At 50.4% G+C, this 22,164-nt stretch carries 21 protein-coding genes; 3 read left to right on the top strand and 18 right to left on the bottom strand.

The annotated features are described in order from the left end of the window. Positions 1 to 5: 5 nt before the first annotated feature. Positions 6 to 899 carry a siderophore-interacting protein gene (locus tag WBL83_RS02860; protein ID WP_424587710.1) on the bottom strand — a complete coding sequence of 298 codons (894 nt, stop codon included), beginning with the start codon at positions 897 to 899 and terminating at the stop codon, positions 6 to 8. 193 nt (positions 900 to 1,092) lie between these two features. Between WBL83_RS02860 and iutA the strand changes: the two genes are divergently transcribed. Together iutA and WBL83_RS02870 are read left to right on the top strand one after the other, a co-directional pair. Next, positions 1,093 to 3,282 (top strand): ferric aerobactin receptor IutA, encoded by a 2,190-nt coding sequence (gene iutA, locus WBL83_RS02865; RefSeq protein WP_424588026.1) that lies wholly within the window; start codon positions 1,093 to 1,095, stop codon positions 3,280 to 3,282. A 154-nt stretch (positions 3,283 to 3,436) separates the two neighbouring features. Then, positions 3,437 to 4,465, top strand: coding sequence for a Gfo/Idh/MocA family oxidoreductase (locus WBL83_RS02870; RefSeq protein WP_424587711.1), 1,029 nt, complete (start codon positions 3,437 to 3,439; stop codon positions 4,463 to 4,465). 150 nt (positions 4,466 to 4,615) lie between these two features. Here WBL83_RS02870 and WBL83_RS02875 read toward each other — a convergent pair whose 3' ends face one another. The 8 genes from WBL83_RS02875 to hinT form a co-directional block, all read right to left on the bottom strand. Then, positions 4,616 to 5,152 carry a glycine zipper 2TM domain-containing protein gene (locus WBL83_RS02875; protein WP_424587712.1) on the bottom strand — a complete coding sequence of 179 codons (537 nt, stop codon included), beginning with the start codon at positions 5,150 to 5,152 and terminating at the stop codon, positions 4,616 to 4,618. A gap of 216 nt (positions 5,153 to 5,368) precedes the next feature. Continuing rightward, entirely contained in the window at positions 5,369 to 6,673 is a 1,305-nt protein-coding gene (locus WBL83_RS02880) for an NAD(P)/FAD-dependent oxidoreductase (protein ID WP_424587713.1), read from the bottom strand. A 249-nt stretch (positions 6,674 to 6,922) separates the two neighbouring features. Then, positions 6,923 to 7,465 (bottom strand): alpha/beta hydrolase YcfP, encoded by a 543-nt coding sequence (gene ycfP, locus WBL83_RS02885; RefSeq protein ID WP_424587714.1) that lies wholly within the window; start codon positions 7,463 to 7,465, stop codon positions 6,923 to 6,925. Between the two features lie 42 nt (positions 7,466 to 7,507). Beyond that, positions 7,508 to 8,533: a beta-N-acetylhexosaminidase gene (gene nagZ, locus WBL83_RS02890; RefSeq protein WP_424587715.1), complete on the bottom strand. Its 1,026-nt coding sequence runs from the start codon at positions 8,531 to 8,533 to the stop codon at positions 7,508 to 7,510. A 15-nt stretch (positions 8,534 to 8,548) separates the two neighbouring features. Next, positions 8,549 to 9,379 (bottom strand): thiamine kinase, encoded by an 831-nt coding sequence (gene thiK, locus WBL83_RS02895; protein WP_424587716.1) that lies wholly within the window; start codon positions 9,377 to 9,379, stop codon positions 8,549 to 8,551. Continuing rightward, the gene (gene lpoB / locus WBL83_RS02900; protein ID WP_424588027.1) at positions 9,357 to 9,953 is read right to left on the bottom strand and encodes a penicillin-binding protein activator LpoB; all 597 of its coding nucleotides are present in this window, start codon (positions 9,951 to 9,953) and stop codon (positions 9,357 to 9,359) included. The genes thiK and lpoB overlap by 23 nt, the downstream gene beginning before the upstream one ends. Before the next feature lie 55 nt (positions 9,954 to 10,008). Further along, positions 10,009 to 10,383, bottom strand: coding sequence for a YcfL family protein (locus WBL83_RS02905; RefSeq protein WP_424587717.1), 375 nt, complete (start codon positions 10,381 to 10,383; stop codon positions 10,009 to 10,011). 4 nt (positions 10,384 to 10,387) lie between these two features. Next, complete coding sequence (hinT, locus tag WBL83_RS02910) at positions 10,388 to 10,744, bottom strand: purine nucleoside phosphoramidase (protein WP_424587718.1); 357 nt, start codon at positions 10,742 to 10,744, stop codon at positions 10,388 to 10,390. A gap of 404 nt (positions 10,745 to 11,148) precedes the next feature. On the opposite strand from hinT, the gene fhuE reads away from it, so the two are divergent. Beyond that, the gene (fhuE, locus tag WBL83_RS02915; RefSeq protein WP_424587719.1) at positions 11,149 to 13,338 is read left to right on the top strand and encodes a ferric-rhodotorulic acid/ferric-coprogen receptor FhuE; all 2,190 of its coding nucleotides are present in this window, start codon (positions 11,149 to 11,151) and stop codon (positions 13,336 to 13,338) included. Positions 13,339 to 13,571: 233 nt separating this feature from the next. Here fhuE and ptsG read toward each other — a convergent pair whose 3' ends face one another. From ptsG to fabG, 9 genes are all read right to left on the bottom strand, one after another. Next, entirely contained in the window at positions 13,572 to 15,005 is a 1,434-nt protein-coding gene (gene ptsG, locus WBL83_RS02920) for a PTS glucose transporter subunit IIBC (RefSeq protein WP_172894831.1), read from the bottom strand. A gap of 302 nt (positions 15,006 to 15,307) precedes the next feature. Next, positions 15,308 to 16,102, bottom strand: a complete 795-nt coding sequence (locus tag WBL83_RS02925) for a metal-dependent hydrolase (protein ID WP_424587720.1) — start codon at positions 16,100 to 16,102, stop codon at positions 15,308 to 15,310. A gap of 10 nt (positions 16,103 to 16,112) precedes the next feature. Then, positions 16,113 to 17,120, bottom strand: a complete 1,008-nt coding sequence (holB, locus tag WBL83_RS02930) for a DNA polymerase III subunit delta' (protein ID WP_424587721.1) — start codon at positions 17,118 to 17,120, stop codon at positions 16,113 to 16,115. Beyond that, on the bottom strand, positions 17,120 to 17,758 hold the full coding sequence (tmk, locus tag WBL83_RS02935) for a dTMP kinase (RefSeq protein ID WP_424587722.1): 639 nt from the start codon (positions 17,756 to 17,758) through the stop codon (positions 17,120 to 17,122). The genes holB and tmk overlap by 1 nt, the downstream gene beginning before the upstream one ends. Beyond that, positions 17,748 to 18,770 (bottom strand): cell division protein YceG, encoded by a 1,023-nt coding sequence (gene yceG, locus WBL83_RS02940; protein ID WP_424587723.1) that lies wholly within the window; start codon positions 18,768 to 18,770, stop codon positions 17,748 to 17,750. Before yceG ends, tmk begins: the two co-directional genes overlap by 11 nt. A gap of 10 nt (positions 18,771 to 18,780) precedes the next feature. Further along, a complete protein-coding gene (pabC, locus tag WBL83_RS02945) occupies positions 18,781 to 19,581 on the bottom strand; it encodes an aminodeoxychorismate lyase (RefSeq protein WP_424587724.1) in 801 nt (266 codons plus the stop codon). 114 nt (positions 19,582 to 19,695) lie between these two features. After that, positions 19,696 to 20,937: a beta-ketoacyl-ACP synthase II gene (gene fabF / locus WBL83_RS02950; RefSeq protein WP_424587725.1), complete on the bottom strand. Its 1,242-nt coding sequence runs from the start codon at positions 20,935 to 20,937 to the stop codon at positions 19,696 to 19,698. A gap of 88 nt (positions 20,938 to 21,025) precedes the next feature. Then, the gene (acpP, locus tag WBL83_RS02955; protein ID WP_034456161.1) at positions 21,026 to 21,262 is read right to left on the bottom strand and encodes an acyl carrier protein; all 237 of its coding nucleotides are present in this window, start codon (positions 21,260 to 21,262) and stop codon (positions 21,026 to 21,028) included. 155 nt (positions 21,263 to 21,417) lie between these two features. Further along, entirely contained in the window at positions 21,418 to 22,152 is a 735-nt protein-coding gene (gene fabG, locus WBL83_RS02960) for a 3-oxoacyl-ACP reductase FabG (protein WP_034456162.1), read from the bottom strand. Positions 22,153 to 22,164: the final 12 nt, after the last annotated feature.

Here is a 22,164-nt window from a genome sequence, read left to right on the forward strand (position 1 = left end):
GTACTTTATTTCTGGCGTCCTTTACTCCAGTAAGCCATAAAGTTGATAGCATCGTGGTTTACCCCACATTCCCCAATCAAATAACGCCGCAGCATTTTCACCACAGTCGATTCCCCGGCAACCCATCCATAAAACGTCGTACTGTCGGTGGTGGCTTTATCCCACAGCAATTCGCCTTCAGCTTCCTCGTTGATCGCTTCAACAACTCCAGCCGTTTTAGGCAGTTGCGCTTCGGCTTTTACCGCAGGTAATAAGCACTCGCCGTGGCTGGCATTCGCGGGTTTACGCGGCAACCAGTGAATACGGGCGAAGCTAAATTCGCTTAAATCAACACAATCCCCCTGCTCTGGCACTTCAAAAAATGCCTGGATTTGCGGAGGGTTTTGCTGAGCCGCCAGCAATTCAAGAATCCCCCGCGCCGCTGGCAGTGCGGTTTCATCGGCAATAATTAATCCCTGACGCAAGCCTGCCGGTGGCGTCCATTCATAACCGCCGCTGTCTTGCGGGTAATCTGCATTGGGGGCGACGATTTGGATTTGATCACCGGGTTTCGAGGCGATCGCCCATGCGGAGGCCGGTCCTTCTGTTCCATGACTGACGAATTCAACCGTCACCTCCTGGCGCTCGCGGTCAACGTGGCGCAAGGTGTAAGTGCGCACAATCGGCCGCTTCTCTTTGGGCAATTCTTGCAGCAACTGATACCACTGCGCTTGCTCAGGCAAAGCGGGGATCGAGCCATCCTCTGATGGGAATAGCATTTTGATTCGTTGGTCCGGCGAATCACATTTCATTCTGGCAACATCGACGCCGCCAAATACCAGGCTCAACAGTGATGGTGAAACCTGCGATTTATTCACTAGCTGCACATTAAACAATCGATAGCCTTGCACTCCAGACATTTCGACTCCTTTGCCGCTCACGGCCACGCTTGAAAAAGTAAACCACAGAAATCATGTGATTATTCATAAGATTAATTTGAGAAATACTATCAATTGAGATTGATAATGAGAACCGTTATCGGCAAAATTCTGTGCGTTCATATTACAAAACATTTTTAAATGTTAATTATTTCCCATCCAAGGAAAGATGATGATGCATAAAAACGCGCGCTGGGTGCTTAACCCGTTGCTTCTGGCGATGATGTCTCCGGCTTTCGCACAGCAAACGTCCGAAGAAAACATTACGGTTTCTGCCAACCGTATGCACCGCACCGTTGCTGAGATGGCGCAGACCACCTGGGTTATCGAAGGTGCTGAGCTTGAACAACAGATCCAGGGTGGCAAAGAGCTGAAAGATGCCCTTGCGCAGCTCATTCCTGGTCTGGATGTGGGTAGCCAGAGTCGTACCAACTACGGCATGAATATGCGTGGCCGTTCTATCGTGGTGTTAGTGGATGGTGTGCGCCTGAACTCGTCCCGTACCGATAGTCGCCAGTTGGATTCTATTGACCCGTTCAATATCGAGCATATTGAAGTCATCTCCGGCGCCACGTCACTGTATGGCGGCGGCAGTACCGGTGGCCTGATTAATATCGTGACCAAAAAAGGCCAGCCTGAAACTCAGATGGAATTTGAAACCGGTCTTAAATCAGGTTTCAACAGCAGCAAAGATCATGATGAGCGTGTTGCGGGTGCCATATCAGGTGGTAACGACCATGCTTCCGGGCGTCTTTCAGTGGCTTATCAAAAGTTTGGCGGTTGGTTTGATGGCAATGGCGACCAGACCTTGCTCGACAATACCCAGACCGGTTTGCAATATTCAGACCGTCTGGATGTAATGGGCACCGGTACGTTAAATATTGATGAAACTCAACAACTCCAGTTGGTGACGCAGTACTACAAAAGCCAGGGTGATGATGATTACGGCCTTAATCTGGGGCAGAATTTTTCTGCAGTAACCGGTAACGGCAAGGCGTATGTTAGCGATGAGCTGAATTCAGACCGCATTCCTGGCACCGAACGCCATCTGATTAGCCTGCAATACTCCAACAGCGATTTCCTCGGCCAGGAATTGGTTGGGCAGATTTATTATCGTGATGAATCGCTGACGTTCTATCCGTTCCCGACGCTGACCCGTAACACGGTCACCAGCTTCTCCGCTTCTCAGCAAGACACTGACCAGTACGGTGCAAAACTGGCGCTGACCAGCCAACCGCTCGACGGCTGGCAGATAACGTATGGTGTCGACGCCGATCACGAGAGCTTTACCTCGAATCAGATGTTCTTTGATTTGGCGAAAGCTAACGCCTCGGGTGGCCTGAACAACCAGAGTATTTATACCACTGGCCGCTACCCTGGCTACACCATCACTAACCTCGCCCCGTTCCTGCAAACCAGTTATGACATCAACGACTTGTTTACTGTTAGTGGCGGTGTGCGCTACCAGTGGACTGAGAATAAAGTGGATGACTTTATTGGGTTCACTCAGCAACAAGGCATTGCGAACGGTATCGCAAATTCAGCCGATGCTATCCCTGGCGGCAGCACCGATTACGACAACGCGTTGTTCAATGCCGGTGTGCTGATGCACATCACCGAACGCCAACAAGCGTGGTTCAACTTCTCGCAAGGTGTTGAGTTGCCTGATCCGGGCAAATATTACGGCAATGGCACTTACCGCCTGTCGAATGGCCATTACCAGCTCCTGAATAGTGTGAACGTTGGGCAGTCTAAACTTCAGGGGATCAAGGTCGATTCTTATGAGTTAGGCTGGCGCTATACCGGTGATAGCCTGCGCAGCCAGGTTGCGGCGTACTATTCCTTGTCCGATAAGTCTATCGCCATCAACCGTGCCGATATGACCATCAATGTACAGGACGATCAGCGCCGTATTTACGGTGTTGAAGGTGCAGTGGATTACTTCATTCCGGACTCAAACTGGAGCACCGGTGTTAACTTCAACGTGCTGAAATCCGAGACGAAAGTTGACGGAAAATGGCAGAAATGGGACGTGATATACGCCAGCCCATCAAAAGCCACCGCCTACGTTGGCTGGGCACCTGATCCGTGGAGCCTGCGAGTGCAAAGCCAGCAGACCTTTGATTTGACCGATGCGAGCGACAATAAGATCAATGGCTACAACACTATCGACTTTATTGGGAGCTATGCTTTGCCTGTGGGCAAACTCAGCTTCAGCATCGAAAACTTGCTGGATGAAGATTACACCACCGTGTGGGGCCAGCGCGCACCGCTGCTGTACAGCCCAACTTACGGCAGCCCATCGCTGTATGAATACAAAGGCCGGGGACGCACTTACGGCGTGAACTATTCGCTGCTGTTCTAAGTTAAGGTTCGATAAAACGACTCACACAGGCTGGTGAAACCCAGCCTGTGTTTTTACGCGTGTTCACACATTCCTGCTCGACCGAAGCGTAATAGTCATTTAAAACATAAGGACTCTTATTATTGATGCAGTTTATATTTGGTAAGGTCAAAGTATGCTGGCAGGGTTTATTGGTTTAGGTTCGGTCATCGAAACAGCTTATCTTCCGGCGTTACGCCGTATATCTCCTCCCGATCTGGAGCTTTATGGATTTGACGTCGACACCACGCGTCAAATAGACGGTATCAGCCGCTGTGATTCTCTGGAGGCCTTACTGGCATTGCCCCTCGACGTGGTGCTGATAACCACCTCTTCGCTTCATCATCTCCCTGTACTTGAGCGAGTACTGCAAAGCAACGTCCCAGCGATTGTGGTTGAAAAGCCCGTTGCCGCCACACTTGCACAACTCGAAAAACTCGAAACAGTGCTTCAAGAGCCGCAAATTGCCGCTCGCGTGCTGGCGTTAGATCACTGGATGGTTCGCACTCAAGCCTGCGACCACATTCACATCTTCAATGAAATAAGCCGAATTGAAGGGTTCTTATGCGAACCCAGCGGATTTAACGCAGCGGGCGAGCCTGTTGCGCTGAACTTCGTCACGGGTGAAGCGGATACCCGTCAGTTGCGCCATCCTGACGGCGTTATTGTCGACATTGGGACTCATGTTCTCGCCATGATGCGCGAAACAGTTCGTCTACTCGGCGGGAATGACCGGCTAAGCGTTGAACTCACTTACGCCCGTGACCGTCTGGGTAATGCGATTGCCACCGGTGATGTAACGACTGCCGAAGGTGAAGCACTGTTAAGCGGCACCATGAGCGATATCCCGTTTACCCTGCATCTCAATAAATATGCCGGGCCGGCAGGCGGGCAAAAAGGTATGCGAATTTATCTTCATGACGGGCAAATCATCAATATCGATCGTGAAGGTGCGAATGAAGTGGTTGAGTGGATCACTGACAACGATACTGAGCGCCAGCTGATTGCCGGGCCGCTTTATGATCGCTGTTTGAATGATGTGGTATTTGGCGAGAAAAGAGTGTTTTTGCGCACGCCAGAAGCGATCCCGGCTTACACGCAACGGCGGATAACTGAAGTAACCGCACTGTTGAAACTTCAGCAGCAGTTACGGGGCAGCCACTAACAAAAAACCCATCTTTATAGATGGGCTTACATTTTTTTTGGTGGATGACGCGACCGCTTATCCACCCTACAAAACCGAAATTTCGTAGGTCGGATAAACGTAAGTGCCATCCGACATTTTTCGAATGTGAGCCCCGCTCATCATTCACCGTTAGATTTTATTCAAAACTAACTGGCCGTTATTATCCAGCGGGATCTGCGTGCCAGGATCTTTATCCATACGGATTTTGCCCTGCTGATCGCCAATGCGATACGTTACGTCATAACCGAGCATTTTCTCTGATTTGTCGTAAACCGTTTTACACTTCTGTTGTGTGGTGGTGTAAGTGTCACGGTCTTGCATGTTGCCTTGCACCTGGTTACCTGCGTAACCACCGCCCAATGCACCCACGACCGTAGCCACATCTTTACCACGCCCACCACCAAACTGATGACCAATTACCCCACCGGCGACGGCACCCAGCGCAGAACCGATAATACGATTATCATCCTGTACCGGGCGACGATGAGTAACCGCGACGTTCTGGCACTCTTTGCGCGGCGTTTTGACGGTTTCCTTAATTGGCGTCGCTGACACCACCTGTGCATACTGAGGACCACGGTCAAAAACATTCATGCTTGCAACCGCCGCCACACCCAGTGCTGCGGCCACACCGATACCTATACCCGCTAACATTGATTTATTCACAGGACATCCTCCTGACTTTGCTATTGCTTATAGTTTGCAACCAGGAACGGGTTCAGACAAATCAGACAACGGATGAAAAGTGCGGATTGATACGGCGAAAGCGGGTGTTTGGGAGAATTCCTAAGCGTTAAAAGCAGGTTTATGAAATTTTATGCTGCTTTACTGCAACAAAAAAACCCGGCCGGAGCCGGGTTTGAATGTCATGCTGAAAGGCGATTAGTGCAGTTTCAGACGCGGACGAATCACGCGGTTGATACTGCCCACCAGCATCATCAGACCGGTTTTGAAATAACCATGCAGTGCGACCTGGTGCATACGGTACAGCGAGATATAAACAAAACGCGCCATGCGCCCTTCTACCATCATTGAGCCGCGCATCAGATTACCCATCAGGCTGCCAACGGTGGAGAATTTGGACAGCGACACCAGCGAGCCGTGATCTTTATAGATATAGGCTTTCAGTGGTTTGTCTTTCATCTGCGCAAGAATATTGGTCAGCACCAGTGATGCCATCTGGTGCGCAGCCTGCGCACGTGGCGGCACAAAACCACCTTCTGGACGTGCACATGAAGCACAGTCGCCAATCGCATAGATGTCCGGATCGCGCGTGGTTTGCAGTGTTGGCTCAGTCACCAGCTGATTGATACGGTTAGTTTCAAGACCACCGATATCTTTCATGAAGTCTGGCGCTTTGATCCCTGCCGCCCAAACCATCAGGTCTGCAGCAATGTACTCGCCGTCTTTGGTGTTCAGGCCACCCGAGTCAGCAGAAGTCACCATGGTTTGCGTCAGAACACGCACGCCCAGTTTGGTTAATTCGCTATGAGCCGCAGCAGAAATGCGCGGTGGCAGCGCAGGCAGAATACGTTCGCCCGCCTCAACCAACGTGACATTCAATGCTTCGTTGGTCAGACCTTTATAACCGTAGCTGTGCAGCTGTTTCACTGCGTTATGCAGCTCCGCAGACAGTTCCACACCAGTCGCCCCGCCGCCTACGATGGCAATGTTCACTTTGCCGCTGGCACCCAGATTTGCAGAATACTTGAGGAAAAGATTCAGCATTTCAGAATGGAAACGACGCGCCTGATGCGGGTTATCGAGGAAGATACAATTTTCTTTGACGCCAGGGGTGTTGAAGTCGTTGGAAGTACTGCCCAGCGCCATCACCAGAGTGTCATAAGGAATTTTACGTTCCGGAACCAGCAGCTCTCCTTTGTCATCGCGCAGTTCGGCGAGAGTCAAGGTTTTGCTTTCACGGTTAATGTCGACCACTGAACCGAGCTGGAACTGGAAATGATGATTACGTGCGTGTGCCAGATAGCTCAGCGCATCCACACCTTCATCCAGAGAGCCGGTTGCCACTTCGTGCAGCAGCGGTTTCCATAAATGGCTATGGTTACGATCGATAAGCGTAACTTTTGCTTTCTTACCACGACCCAGTTTTTTACCTAACTGAGTGGCCAGTTCAAGTCCGCCAGCACCACCACCGACAATGACAATTTTTCTTAATGGCGTAGTCAAAGTGACCCCCTTAAATTATTAACCAATTGTTAATTAAAGGTTATGGAAATAGCATTTAATTAACAACAAGTTAGCTAAACAAACTCACTAATATGACCAAAGAATAACATGGATGGTGTATTGGTCATACCAAAATTGATGTGCATCAAATTTTTCTGCCGAAAAGATAAACAAAAAGGGCCAGCACATGGCTGACCCCTTTCAATTTACCGCTTTAATACCCTGAATAATTCGTGTAGCCGGGGTATTTCAGCCTAGCGTTTTAAACGCTTTGATACGCTGAAGGTGTGGTGAGATATTTTTAAATTTGTGGGTCTGTTCCTGATCCCACACAATCTCATAGTAATGATGCAGCAATTCGGCGGTACGCGCGTTATCCAGCGATTCGTCATTTCGCGACAAAATCGTCAGGCAGCGGTCACGATTTTTATCGCGGAAATTCTGCACGCATTTGGTCGCGATATCGGTGTATTCCTCAGGACGATCGATTTTCCCTTCCATGTTCTCTTGCGGGAACAGATTCGGGTTAAAGATCACCTGACGAATATCACACAGGAAACCGATACGCTCGGCCCAGAAGCCTCCTAGCCCAACGCCGCAAATCAGTGGTCGTTCATCGACACTCAGTTGCAGCATTTTATCGACTTCTTTAAGTAGATGCTGCATATCGTGTTTCGGATGCCGCGTGCTGTAACTGATAAGCCGTACGTCCGGGTCGATAAACTGGAGTTGCAGCACCTTTTCATGGTTACCAGGACTATTAGAGTCGAAACCGTGTAAATAGATAATCATTGCATCCTCACCACACGAATTCAGGCCGTTTGGCCTGAGGAGTTAAAGACCCGCCTTGTGGGCTTGCCACTGCTCATGCAGCGCCTCAAGTTGCTGGTTTGCTGCTTTCCAGCGCGCTGACGACATCAGCTCCTGGCGGGTAAATGAACCTTTATGATACAAACCTGTAACACGCTCTGCTTTGACCGGCGACAGGTTATCTAACACGCTGACCGCGCCATTACGATTATTGCAGACCAGGATCATATCGCAACCTGCATCCAGCGACGCCTGCCCACGTTCGGCATAACTGCCCATAATCGCTGCCCCTTCCATCGATAAATCGTCAGAGAAGATAACGCCATTAAAGCCGAGTTCGCCCCGTAAAACTGTTTTTAGCCAGTGCGGAGACCCACTGGCAGGGAGCGGATCTACATCGGTATAGATGACATGCGCTGGCATAATCGCATCGAGTTTATTCTCAGTGATTAAACGGCTGAAAATTTGCATGTCGTGTTCACGGATAAGCGCTTCTTCACGCGGATCGCGAGGCGTTTCTTTATGTGAGTCGGCAGTGACTGCACCATGCCCAGGGAAGTGTTTACCAGTCGTTTTCATCCCGGCGGCATGCATGCCATCAATAAAACAGGTGGCCATCGCCAGCGCTTTACGCGGATCCTCATGATATGAGCGCTCCCCAATGGCGGCACTGATATGACCAATATCCAGCACCGGGGCAAAGCTGATGTCGATATCCATGTCAATCATTTCGCTTGCCATCAACCAGCCCGCTTCCTGGGCCAGTTTTCCGCCCTGCTCCAGGCCGTGAATGGCGGCAAAAGATTGGGCAGCAGGCAGACGGGTAAATCCTTCACGAAAACGTTGAACGCGCCCGCCTTCCTGGTCAACGGCAACCACCAGGCGATGGCGAGATGCCTCCCGGATTTGGCGTACCAGTTCACGCAGTTGCTCAGGATCATGATAGTTGCGGGTAAAAAGAATCAGCCCACCAACCAGTGGGTGCTTGAGAATTTCACGTTCTTCGGCATCCAGCTCAAAGCCTGCCACATCCAACATTACCGGACCCACATCTACCTCTCTTAATTAATCGTTCGCTTGCAGACGGCACCACGTCTCATCTGCAAGGGTTAAAAATGTTTTGTCGTGCGTTTGTTGCCAACGGCATTCATACCATGATGCCATCAGCAGGATAACCCACGGCTGCCAGCGCCTGACCTGCCGGTTTAACTCATCGAACCGAATGTGGCTTGATTGCGCATAAGCGCGAATCAAAGGCTCGCATTCAATATTATTGGCCACAACAATGGCCGCAAGTTCCAGCGCCACGTCCCCATCACCGGCATATTCCCAGTCGATGAGTTGGATATTTTGCCCCTGATGCACCAGGTTACCGGCATGAATATCCATGTGCAGCGCAGCCAGGCGCAGCGGTTTAGGCTCGCCCTGCTTTTTCATCTTTTTAAGCAAGCGCAGCCACACCAGGCTTCTTCGCTCTGGGGCGGCCGTTTGCCAATAATGTTCAAGTAATGGCAACAGATTGATTCGCCAGCCGAAACAGGGTTGATGATGTAAATCATACAACAAGGAAGTCAGCGTTTTCAGTGAGGGCAGTTCCGATTTTACCTCACCATTCAACCATTCGACGATTAACCAGCCATTCGCCAGGCAAACAGGACGAGAGCCGATTCCCGGTGCTATACGGGATAACGCGCGATATTGCCGCGAGAGAGAGACCCCGGGCATCGGAGCTTCAAGCTGTTGTCGCGCAACATACTCAAGCTGACCCGTTGTGAAATGCAGACTTCCGCCGCTTAATCCTTGCAGCTGAGAAAAGCAACCGGCGGCCTGAGCCGCCGGAAGATACTTTTCAATCACACTTTGCAGTGTCGAATTATTGGGTTTGTTGTACAGCACTGCTTCCTGACCAAATAATTTCGCCAGTCTGCACCAGCATCAACTGCATTTTCAGCGTAGGGGCGTTCACGTTGCCACTCGCATTGCTGTAAAGCACATATTGCGCGCCCACATTACGGGCAATGCCAATCGCTTTGCTACGCGAGCCAAGGCTGTCTTGCGGTGATAATCCCAGTTGCTGCTTAGCCAGAGAAAGCTGTTGAGCGGAAACAAGGGTAAATTTGCTGTTGTTTGCCAATGCACCGCGCAACGCTTCTGTCGCCTGACCAGTTTGCAGCGAGCCATTGGTATGATTGTTCACACTGTCCACCAGCAACACACCACCAGCCGTCACGCCATCGGCTTGCAACATTTTGCCAACCATTGGTTGCATGGCGCTGCCCCAGTCGTAGGTACGCACTTTAGGCGTAGCTGGAATAGTCGGTTGCGGCTGTTCAATTGGGCCAGGTTGTGTTGGCACTGTTGGGACTGTAGGAACAGTCGGTGGCGGTTCAACGGGCTGCTGCGGAACAGGTTTCACTTCTTCCACAGGTGCCGGTGCTTCACCACGATTAATACACCCCGACAAAATCATCGCCGCAGCGAGAATGGCCAGGTAACGATGGATTCCCTTAATCAAAATTCACCCCTTATAAAGAGAGATAAAGACGGACTTGACGTGCGTCTGGATAACTGGCTATTGATGACACCGAAACACTCGATTTTGCAGGTATCGTTATCGTGCGTGGTTGCTCGAGAGGATGAATCTCCAACCCTTTTGCGTCATACCAATAGAAACGATAGCTGATGATGACCGGTTTAGACTGTTCATTATACAACTGGCTGCGAGAAACAGTGGCACCGTTATCAGTTGAAATATCTGGTTTTTCAGCACTGATCCCCGCCGCAAGTACCGACGCTTCCATAACCAGCGTTTGCCCATCACTGACGGGAATATTCGGTTTGGAGCTGCATCCCACCATAAAGATGATAGCCAGTAGAACCAACAGCGGGTTAGTTTTCATCAACTTATCCTTTATGTGCCAGCATCGGCCCCAGTACACGACCACCCAGCAGATGCATGTGGATATGGTAAACCTCCTGTCCACCGTGGCGATTGCAGTTCATGATCAGACGATAGCCGTCTTCTGCAATCCCTTCCTGCTCAGCAATTTTTGCTGCGACCGTCACCATGCGACCTAATGCCAGCTCATGCTCATCGGTAACCTGATTAACCGTCGGGATCAGGACATTAGGAATAATCAGGATATGGGTCGGAGCCTGTGGCGATATGTCACGGAATGCAGTGACTAACTCATCTTGATAAACGATATCTGCCGGAATTTCGCGGCGGATAATTTTACTGAAAATGGTTTCTTCGGCCATGACGTTACCTTTATTCATTAATTGCTGGCTATTTTGCCCCATCAAATGGATGTCTTCTTAACACGCAGGGCCAATGTCCAACGGTTTTGATTCGCAGTCTGACGGGGTTAACGTAAGAGTATGAGCGAGTTACTCATATTCTTTCAACCTTAACCCATTATTTCTTTATATGACTCCTGTCAGCCTTAACGCCCGCATTTTATCAATCCCCTGCACTTTGCATGATTAAAACGACATTTCATTTCAATAGACACAATTGTTTACATCAGGCAATTGAATGCGTATATTTCTCATTTGCATTTTCATTCATATGACATATGTAAAATTACCACCGCAATTGTACTCAGCAACCGGACTCCTTTGGTGCTGAGACACAACTTCCAACCGTTAATAAAGGGCAAATGATGTCTTCAACCATTTCTACCAGGGATGGGCAGCGCGCACCTGCCAGCGCAATCTCAATGCTGGCGTCCTGTATTGCTTTTGCACTCATGCCATCAACCGCTTTCTCTGCGACACAAAACGCAGAAGAAACGATGGTCGTCGAAAACTCGGTCTCCAATTCCAGCGACGCAGAAGCGCAGGATTACAGTGTGAAAACGACCACCAGCGGCACCAAAATGTTGTTGGTTCCCCGTGATATTCCCCAGTCTGTCAGTATCATCGGCGAACAGCGGATGAAAGATCAGAAGCTGGAATCACTGGGTGACGTCCTGAAGAACACTACCGGTATTTCGGAAAGTGTTGCCGACTCTGATCGCAGCTCGTTCTATTCCCGCGGCTTTTTAATCGATAACTATATGGTCGATGGCATCCCTACTCTGTTTGAATCACGCTGGAACCTCGGTGATGCATTGACCGATACGGCGATGTACCAGCAAATCGAGGTGGTGCGCGGTGCGAATGGCCTGATGACCGGTTCGGGTAACCCGTCTGCTGCCGTCAATATGGTGCGTAAACACGCTGACAGCCGTGAGTTTGAGACCAGTGTTTCCGCGGAGTACGGTAGCTGGAACAAACAACGCTACGTGGCAGACATGTCGACACCGTTAACCGAAAACGGCAATGTTCGTGGTCGTATGGTGGCCGGTTATCAGGACAACGACAGCTGGCTTGATCGCTACAATCAGAAGAAGAAATTCTTCTACGGGGTGCTGGATGCTGATTTAACCGAAGCGACCAGCTTCTCAGTCGGTTATGACTATCAGGAAACCAATGTTAACGATCCTACCTGGGGCGGCATCCCGCGCTGGTATACCGATGGTAGCAAAACCAATCCTGATCGCAGCTATAGCACCGCGCCTGACTGGGCCTACAACGATAAAGAATCCCAGCGCACGTTCTTCACCCTGAAGCAAAAACTGGGTAATGACTGGCAGCTTACGGTTAACGGTACACACACCGAGATGGATCTCGAAAGTAAGATGATGTACCTGGACGGTCTGGTGGATAAATCGACCGGACTGATGGTCAGCCCTTATGGCGCATCTTATCCGTACGTGGGTGGCACCGGTTATAACACCGGTAAACGTAAGGTAGACGCCCTGGATACCTTCGCCAACGGCTCTTACGAACTGTTCGGCCGCCAGCATGAATTGATGGTAGGCACCAGCTACACCAGGCAAAAGAATACTTATTTCAGCTCCTGGGAAAACGTCAGCGATACGCAGTTGGGTAACTACAACGACTACGACGGTAATTTCCCTGAAACCAACTGGTCTCCTCTGAGCCTTGCTCAGGAAGATACGGTTCATCAAAAATCAGCCTATATGGCGACGCGCATTACACTTGCTGACCCGCTGCATGCCATCGTCGGTGCACGTTATACCAAATATAATCTGCACACACTGACGCAGGATCTGGAGAAAAATAACACCTCTCCTTACGCGGGTGTGGTATTTGATATCAACGAAGACTGGTCGACTTATGCCAGTTATACCTCGGTGTTTAAACCGCAAACTGAGCGTGACCAGCAAGGGAATTATCTCGCGCCAGTCACCGGTAATAACTATGAAGCGGGTGTGAAAGCGGACTGGATGAACAGCCGTTTGACCACGTCTCTGGCTATTTTCCGGATTGAGCAAGAAAACCTTGCGCAATCGACCGGCACAGTAATCCCAGGCAGCAATGGTGAAACAGCCTATCGTGAAGCGGACGGTACTGTCAGTAAAGGTGTGGAGTTTGAGATTAACGGCGCGCTGACTGATGACTGGCAGATGACGTTTGGTGCAACCCGCTATGTGGCTGAAGATGGCGATGGCAACGCGGTTAACCCGAATCTGCCGCGAACCTCGGCCAAACTGTTCACCAGCTACCGTATTCCGACGCTGCGCGAGTTGACAGTGGGTGGTGGTGTGAACTGGCAGGATCATGTCTGGTCTGACGTTCTAGTGCCTGGCGGCACGTACCGTGCAGAACAAGGCAGCTTTGCTCTGGTTGATTTGTTTGCCCGTTACCAGGTTAACCAGGCGTTCTCGGTACAGGCGAACATCGATAACTTGTTCGATAAAACCTACGACACCAATATCGACAGCCGTTCTATCGTGTACGGCGCACCGCGTAACTTCTCTGTCAGCGCGAACTACACTTTCTAACCTTCCCAACGGCGGATGACGCAAGCTTATCCGCCCTACAAAACAGATTCATTTCCCCAATATTGCCTAAATAATTCAGATTGCAGGTAGGCGGCAAGTGAACGAATCCCCGGGAGCTTACTAAAGTAAGTGACCGGGGTGAGTAAACGTAGCCAACACCCCTGCACTCTGAAGTATGACGGCAATAAAAAAGGGAGGCCAATGGCCTCCCTCAGTTCTCCCCAACTTCTTACTTAGCTGTTACGGATCCATTCATCCATTTCAGTTTTCAGGTTATCGGATTTAGTACCGAAGATTGCCTGAACACCTGAACCAGCTACTACTACACCTGCCGCACCCAATTTCTTCAGGCCAGCCTGGTCGACTTTAGAGATGTCGGCCACGCTAACACGCAGACGGGTAATACATGCGTCCAGGTTAGTGATGTTTTCTTTACCGCCAAATGCGCTAACCAGAGCTGGTGCCATTTCGCTAGTAGAAGTAGTAGACGTTTCTGCAGTTGCATCTTCACGACCTGGGGTTTTCAGGTCCAGAGCTTTAATCAGCACGCGGAACACGGTGTAGTAAATCGCCGCGTAGCACAGGCCAACAATTGGGAACAGCCACAGTTTGCTGCTGTTACCGCTCAGCACGATGAAGTCAATCAGACCGTGAGAGAAGGAAGTACCGTCACGCATACCCAGAAGGATACAGATTGGGAACGCCAGTCCTGCCAGTACCGCGTGGATAATGTACAGGATTGGTGCAACGAACATGAAGGAGAACTCGATTGGCTCGGTAATACCGGTCAGGAACGAGGTCAGTGCAGCGGAGATCATGATACCGCCGACTTTTGCACGGTTCTCAGGTTTAGCTGAGTGCCAGATTGCGATAGCCGCAGCAGGCAGACCGTACATTTTGAACAGGAAGCCGCCAGACAGTTTGCCCGCAGTTGGGTCGCCTGCCATGTAACGTGGGATATCACCGTGGAATACCTGACCTGCTGCGTTGGTGTATTCACCAATTTGCATTTGGAAAGGAACGTTCCAGATGTGGTGCAGACCAAATGGTACCAGGCAACGCTCTACGAAACCGTAGATGCCGAATGCCACAACCGGGTTCTGGTATGCAGCCCACTGTGAGAAGGTCTGAATAGCCGTACCGATTGGAGGCCAGATGAAGGACAGCACAACACCCATGAAGATCGCAGCCAGACCAGAAATGATCGGTACGAAACGTTTACCGGCGAAGAAGCCCAGGTATTCTGGCAGCTTGATGCGGTAGAAACGGTTAAACATATAGGCTGCAATAGCACCAGAGATGATACCGCCCAGAACACCGGTATCAGCCAGGTGTTTTGCTGCGATCTCTTCAGCAGGTATATGCAGAACCAATGGTGCGACAACCGCCATGGTCTTAACCATGATGCCGTATGCAACCACAGAGGCTAATGCAGAAACGCCATCGTTATTCGTGAAGCCTAATGCAACACCGATAGCAAAAATCAGCGGCATATTGGCGAATACTGAACCGCCCGCTTCCGCCATAACATGAGAAACGACTGCTGGCAGCCAGCTGAAGTTAGCAGAACCGACGCCCAGCAGGATACCTGCGATTGGGAGTACGGATACTGGCAGCATCAGCGATTTACCCACCTTTTGCAGGTTAGCAAATGCATTCTTAAACATAATTGAGAGTGCTCCTGAGTATTTGTGCTTTTTTTTACGCGTTATGCGCATCGGACTGGGGGGAGATCCGGTCCATATACAGGCATCTAAAGTGCCCTTTGATTTATTACGCAGAGTAAAATAAATCGACGAAGTTTTGTTTGACGGCTATCACGTTTCTCTAAAACCCACCTGCAAAACTTTCAATAATTTACAAAACGCGTTTCTAAACGTTACAAAAAAGGTCTGCACCGCCCTTTTTGTGGCGGTGCACTTTACTCGCTTCGTTCATTAATTACGAGCTTTAAAATAAGTTAGATTTATCAGGCGGATTGCAGGCGAGAGTCAGGAATATGGAACAAAGTGGCGAAGTTTTTTGTCGTCGCTAAGGCCAATTCCTCAAGTGAAACACCTTTCAGTACCGCCATATATTCCGCCACATCGCGCGTCATTGCAGGTTGGTTTTCCTTACCACGGTGTGGCACGGGCGCAAGGTAAGGTGAATCGGTCTCCACCAGCATGCGCTCCAGTGGCACATAACGCGCCGCTTCCCTGAGTTGGTCAGCATTGCGGAAGGTCACAATGCCGGAGAAAGAGATGTAAAAGCCCATATCGAGCAATTTTCCAGCAGTTTCTCGGTCTTCTGTAAAACAGTGTAGTACCCCACCGCAGTCTGTCACTTTCTCTTCATGCAGAATCGACAGCGTGTCGGCACGCGCGTCACGGGTATGAACAATCACCGGTTTGTTAAGTTCGCGGCCAATCTGGATGTGATGGCGGAACGACTCCTGCTGACGTGGCTTGGTTTCAGGGGTATAGAAATAATCCAGCCCCGTTTCCCCTAATGCCACAACCCCAGGATCAGCGGCCAGGCGGCGCAGTTCCTCAACATCATATTCTTCATCCTGATTCAGCGGGTGTACACCGCAGGAATAGGCGACGTTCTGACGTTCACCCACCAGTTGGCGCATATTGCGATAACCGTCGAGCGTGGTGGCAACCGCGAGACAGAACTTCACATCGCGTGCCGCGGCTTTTTCCAGAACGTCATCAACGCTTTTATGCAGGGATTGATAATCGAGGCCATCAAGATGGCAATGTGAGTCAACCAGGAACATACAGATACTCTTAAAGATGGTGGGAAGGAAGGACTGCACCAGGTTGCATTAAACGCTCCCAGGTGAGTAATTGTTCGGTCAGGAGTAATTCACGGTTCACGCCTACTACACTTAGCAACGCTTCGCGGCAGGTAAACCAATTATGCAGGATAGATTGTAGTATCGCCGGTGTTGCGCTGTTGGCAAGATTTGCGACTAAGGCTTGTTGATCATCGTTGGTCAGCCACGCGCTAGCACCTTGCTGCCATTTTAGGGCATCAACTAATACCGAACATAACCAGTGGATACGAACGGCCGCATCATCACTGTTCAGTGCAGGCATCAACCCCAGCATGTTCTTTGTCGCACACGCTTCGTTGAGTTTTTCGCACAGCGTCTGGCGGTGTTTCCACTGCTCAGGTTGCAGCAATGCTAAAGCGCCTGCAGGAGCACCCGAACTCAAACGCAGCGCAGCGCGCAATTGCTGAGGATCCTGAGAAATTTCCCGCGCAAGCCAGGCCTGGGCAAATGTTTCATCCGGCGGAGTCAAATACCAGTACAGGCAGCGGCTGCGTAACGTGGCGGGTAGACGCGCAGGTTCACGACATCCGAGGAAGAACCAGGTATTTGCTGGCGGCTCTTCAAGTGTTTTGAGTAGCGCATTCGCCGCCGCTTCGGTAAGCAGCCCGGCATCTTCCAGCCAGACGACTTTCGCCCCGCCCTGTTGAGCGTGACCGTAGAGCTTTTCTGTTATTTCGCGAATCGCATCAATGCCAAGACTGGATTTACCTTTTTCTGGCGCGACCACGTAGCTGTCAGGATGGGTTCCGGCCTGCATCAACTGGCAACTGCGGCACTGGCCGCAGCTTTTGGTACCTTGTGGCTGCTGACACATCAACCAGCGCGTGAGAGCGTAGATTAATGCGTCATCACCCATACCGGATAATGAATGAAGCAGCAATGCATGGTGCCCGCGCCCAGCCTGATACTGGCTGAGAATTTGCTCAAATGGCGCGCGTAACCATGGATACCATTTCATTACACCAGCCCCTTAGCCCATTCAAGCACGGCGTTACGCACATCGTGAGAAACCTCATCCAGAGTTTGTGTCGCATCAATAGTACAAATGCGGCTGTCGCTGGCAGCGAGTTCCAGATAACGAGTACGAGTGCGGTTAAAGAAGTCGATAGATTCCTGTTCGATTCTGTCGAGTTCGCCACGGGCACGGGCGCGAGTCAGCCCCACTTCTGGCGTGACATCAAGATAAATGGTCAGATCAGGGTAAAAATCGCCCAGCACGGTATTGCGTAGCGCCATCAGTAATTGCTGATCAATACAACGGCCGCCGCCCTGATAAGCTTGTGTCGACAGGTCATGGCGGTCACCAATCACCCACGCACCGCGTGATAATGCCGGTTTGATGACTGTTTCAACCAGCTGGACTCGTGCGGCGTAGAACATCAGGACTTCAGCTTTATCGGTAACAATTTCATCACCGATACCTTTGTTGTTCAGCGTCAACTCACGCAATCTTTCCGCAAGCGGAGTACCGCCTGGTTCACGCGTGAAGACCAAATCGGTAATTCCCAGCTCTTTTAAGGTCGCAACCACCACGTTGTGCGCGTTAGTTTTCCCTGCTCCTTCGAGCCCTTCGATGACGATAAATTTACTGACCATTCTTGTCCTTCAATGCTTTGAGATACACCTGCACAGCCTGATTATGGCCGGCAAGGTTGGTATTAAACGTATGGCCGCCCTTTCCATCAGCGACAAAGTACAGATATGGCGTTTTCGCCGGGTGAGCAGCAGCCTGGAGTGACGCGTCACCTGGAATAGCAATGGGGCCTGGCGGCATGCCGCTGATCACATAAGTATTGTATGGCGTCGGCGTTTCCAGATCTTTGCGCGACAGCTTACCATTATAGCTCTCACCCATACCGTAAATTACCGTCGGGTCGGTTTGTAAACGCATTCCGATACGCAGGCGGTTAATAAACACGGAAGCGACCTGATCACGTTCTGCAGCAACCGCAGTTTCTTTCTCGATTATCGAGGCCATGGTGACTAAATCGTTTTGCGTTTTGTAAGGCAGACCGTCTTTTTTGCCCTCCCACGCTGAGTCAACCGCTTTAACCATGCGCTCATGTGCACGTTTTAACAGTGCGATATCGGTGGTGTTTGCGGTGTATAACCAGGTGTCGGGGAAGAACCAGCCTTCCACCCATTCCGGATGCTCGAGCTTTAAAGCTTCGGCAACGGTGGCATAACTGTCGTCTTTTAGCGTGTGCTGGATAAACGGTGCCTCGCGCAGCTGTTTAAGCCAGTCGCTTAACCGCGTCCCTTCCACAAACCGAATAGGAAACTGAGCTTCTTTACCGCTGGCTAAAAGCTTGAGCATATCCCGAACCGTCATTTGCGGTGTAAAGCGATAAGTTCCGGCTTTGAAATTGGCGAGCTCCGGCTCAATTTTCAACAGCCACTGGAATACACGCGGGCGATTGAGCAGTTTTTCTTCATACAACTGTTTACCCAACGCCAGCCGACCGGTGCCAGGCTTGAGCGTGAATATGGTTTCTTGTTTGATAGTCAGATGGCTGCTGGCGAGTTGACGGACTTTATATAAGCCAACGCCTGCTGCCACACCAAGCACCACTAACAACAGCAGAAAGAAACGTAGCATCTTTTTCATTGGTAATAAGTTACTCACAAAGTGGTGCTAAAAATTGATAAAGCTCTCGAGAGTTAAATCGCCAGGATTCAGCCTGGTTCACCGGAATAATTGGCATCAGCGCGTTGCAAATTAGCACTTCATCAGCCGTAGCCAGGCTGTCTAATCTTTCCCGCACCTCAGTCACCTGCCACGAAGAATCAGCCAGACAGGCGATAATATGCTGACGCATGGTGCCATTTACACCAGATTTATCTACATACGGCGTAAAAACCTGCGAAGCTTTACGCCAGAATAAATTGGCGGCACAGCATTCCGTAAGCCACCCATCGCTGTCAAGAACCAGCGCTTCCTGGGCAGGCGTCTGTTCAAGATGCGTACGAATCAGCACCTGTTCCAGTCGATTCAGGTGTTTAATACCAGCAAGGTGCGGATTTATCCCCAGCCGAACAGGACTCAGCGCCAGGGAAATACCCCTCGCGCGCCACTGCGGATAGAAATCGGGAAAAGCAGAAATCGAGAGTAAGCGCGTTGGCTTCAGGCAATTAGCGGTGCTATAACCACGCCCGCCAATGCCACGGGTAATCATCACCTTCAGCACCGCTTGCTGTTGCCCCACCGCCATTTGCTGCATTTCGTTTTCCAGCAATGACCAGTCAGCAAAAGGGATCAGGAGTTTTTCACAAGCTTGTTGCAAACGAGCGAGGTGTTGTTCTAAAAAACGAACGCTACCATTGCACACGCGTGCCGTGGTGAAACAGCCATCACCAAACTGCACAGCACGATCTTTCGCCGCTAAATTTTCATTTAGCTCACCATTGATTAAATACATAACAGCTCCACAATGTGTTGTGAGTTAAGAGTGCCGGCGCGAAGGATTTGCAGCAAGGGAGAGAAACTTTAGATGCATAAAGGGCCCGCAAGCGAGCCCTTTATAGATAACGACTTAGACCTTTTTAAAGATCAGCGAGCCGTTTGTACCACCAAATCCGAAGGAGTTACACAGAGTGTATTCCATGCCTTTCACCTGGCGCGCAACATGAGGAACAAAGTCCAGATCGCAGCCTTCGTCAGGATTATCAAGGTTGATTGTTGGTGGAATCGCCTGATCGCGCAGCGCGAGGACGGAGTAGATTGACTCTACAGCCCCAGCAGCACCTAACAGGTGACCCGTCATAGATTTGGTTGAGCTGACCAGAACACGGTAGGCATCATCACCAAAAATAGTCTTTAACGCTTGTGTTTCTGCTTTATCACCAGCGGGTGTTGAGGTGCCATGCGCATTCACATAACCCACCATGCCCGGAGTCACGCCTGCATCACGCAGAGCATTTTCCATAGCCAGTGCAGCCCCTGCCCCAGTATCTGGCGGAGAAGTCATGTGGTATGCATCGCTGCTCATACCAAAACCAACGACTTCTGCATAGATTTTCGCGCCACGTTTCTTAGCATGTTCGTACTCCTCGAGTACCATCATGCCAGCACCATCACCCAGTACAAAACCATCACGGTCTTTGTCCCACGGACGGCTTGCCGCTTGCGGGTTTTCATTACGGGTAGAAAGCGCACGCGCAGCCCCAAAACCACCCACACCCAGCGGAGTACTGGCTTTCTCTGCACCACCTGCCAGCATAGCGTCTGCATCGCCATAAGCGATGATACGCGCTGCCTGACCGATGTTATGCACACCAGAAGTACATGCTGTTGCAATGGAAATGCTTGGACCACGAAGGCCAAACATAATGGTCAGGTGACCTGCCACCATATTCACAATTGTGGAAGGTACAAAGAATGGGCTGATCTTACGTGGACCACCGTTAACTAACGATGAGTGGTTCTCTTCGATAAGACCCAGACCACCGATACCTGAACCAATTGCGGCACCGATACGGATTGCGTTCTCTTCTGTTACTTCCAGACCAGAATCCAGCATGGCCTGGTGGCCAGCAACAATTCCATATTGAATGAAGGCATCCATTTTACGCTGTTCTTTGCGCGAAATGATGTCGTCACAGTTAAAATCCTTTACTAAGCCAGCAAATTTCGTTGCATAGGCGGTAGTATCGAAATGGTCGATTAGGCTGATGCCACTCTGACCGGCAAGGAGAGCTTTCCAGGTAGACTCTACGGTATTGCCGACAGGAGACAACATGCCCAGTCCGGTCACAACTACACGACGCTTAGACACGTTTGTCCTCCAGGGAGGGAAAAAAATAAAACTTGTGGGACAATTAGATAAAACTCAGGCGGTCGAATGACCGCCTGGAGATGTTCACTTACGCCTGGTGACCGTTGATGTAATCAATGGCAGCCTGAACGGTGGTGATTTTCTCAGCTTCTTCGTCCGGAATCTCAGTATCAAACTCTTCTTCCAGAGCCATTACCAGCTCAACGGTGTCAAGAGAATCAGCGCCCAGGTCCTCTACGAAGGAAGCGGAGTTGATAACTTCTTCCTGCTTAACGCCCAGTTGTTCGCCGATAATTTTCTTAACGCGTTCTTCGATAGTGCTCATACTCTTAAATTTCCTATCAAAACTCGCTTTCGCGATGGTTTTCGTAGTGTATAAAATGTTGAAAAAGATGCAACTAAATCCCGGCAGGTCATACCACGATTTTACGCTATTTTGCGGGCATTCGCCCAAATAACGCAAATAGTTTTATATCGTGGTTAAACCATATACATTCCGCCATTGACGTGCAGGGTCTCACCAGAGATGTAACCCGCCTCGTCAGAGGCTAAAAATGCAACAGCACTGGCGATTTCTTTTGCGTCGCCTAAACGACCCGCTGGAACTTCCGCCAGTATACCCGCACGCTGTTCATCAGAAAGCGCACGCGTCATGTCCGTTTCAATAAAGCCCGGAGCAACAACGTTTACAGTAATACCACGAGACGCAACTTCGCGCGCCAGTGATTTACTGAAACCGATCAGACCCGCTTTCGCCGCAGCGTAGTTTGCCTGACCAGCATTTCCCATGGTACCAACCACAGAACCAATAGTGATAATACGACCATGACGCTTTTTCATCATAGCGCGCATTACCGCTTTTGACAGACGGAAAACTGATGACAGATTGGTTTCGATGATATCGTTCCATTCGTCATCTTTCATGCGCATTAACAGATTATCACGAGTGATACCGGCATTATTGACCAGAATGTCCACTTCGCCAAATTCTGCGCGAATATTTCCTAAAACTGCTTCGATTGAAGCCGGATCGGTCACATTCAGCATGTAGCCTTTGCCGTTATCGCCCAGATAATCACTGATCGCCTGCGCACCGCTTTCGCTGGTCGCAGTACCGATAACTTTCGCACCACGGGCCACTAGGGTTTCCGCGATTGCGCGGCCAATACCGCGGCTTGCACCGGTTACCAGCGCAATTTTTCCTTCAAAACTCATGGTTATCCTCGT

This window comes from Buttiauxella sp. (assembly GCF_049686335.1).
Taxonomy (GTDB): domain Bacteria; phylum Pseudomonadota; class Gammaproteobacteria; order Enterobacterales; family Enterobacteriaceae; genus Buttiauxella.